Source organism: Bradyrhizobium sp. UFLA05-108 (assembly GCF_059803455.1).
Window position 1 is genome coordinate 1 of sequence record NZ_JBANAZ010000257.1, and the last position, 637, is coordinate 637.

A 637-nucleotide genomic window follows, 5' to 3' on the forward strand; every position below is an offset into this window, starting at 1 on the left:
ACCCACACCTGTTGCACTTTGCCCTGCTGGTGGGCGCGCAGCAGCAGGGCAAAGTGCAACAGGTGTGGGTCGATGAAACCCGGCCGCTGCTGCAGGGCGGTCGTCTGACCGCCTGGGAACTGGGCGAGCTGGGCATTCCCTATCGTCTGATCTGCGATTCGATGGCCGCCAGCCTGATGGCGCAGGGCCAGGTCGATGCGGTGTGGGTCGGCGCGGATCGCATCGCCGCCAACGGCGACGTCGCCAACAAGATTGGCACCTACAGCCTGGCGGTGCTGGCGCACTATCACGGCATCCCGTTCTACGTGGCCGCCCCGCACACCACCCACGATCCGCACTGTCCGGACGGCGCCGCCATCCCGATCGAGCAACGCGCGGCGGCCGAAGTCACCGGCGTTTCAGGCAGCTTCGGCGCCTGCCAGTGGGCGCCGAACGAGGCACCGGTGTACAATCCGGCGTTCGATGTCACGCCGGCGAAGCTTATCAGCGGGTGGGTGTTCGACAGCGGCGTGATCACGCCGCAACAGGTTGAAGCGGGGATTTTCCAGCGGGCGCTGGGGTAACGCCCGCCGGTTGACGATCAGTCCAAACGCGGATAGGCATCGGCCATCGTGTCGCAGGTGAAATGCGCCACCCA

The 637-nt window shown here is 66.4% G+C and carries 1 protein-coding gene; it reads left to right on the forward strand.

Annotated elements, in window-relative coordinates; translation table 11 throughout:
- On the forward strand, positions 1–563 hold a 563-nt coding region (locus SO140_RS46350), incomplete at its 5' end, for an S-methyl-5-thioribose-1-phosphate isomerase (RefSeq protein ID WP_498544257.1).
- Between the last annotated feature and the right edge of the window lie 74 nt (positions 564–637).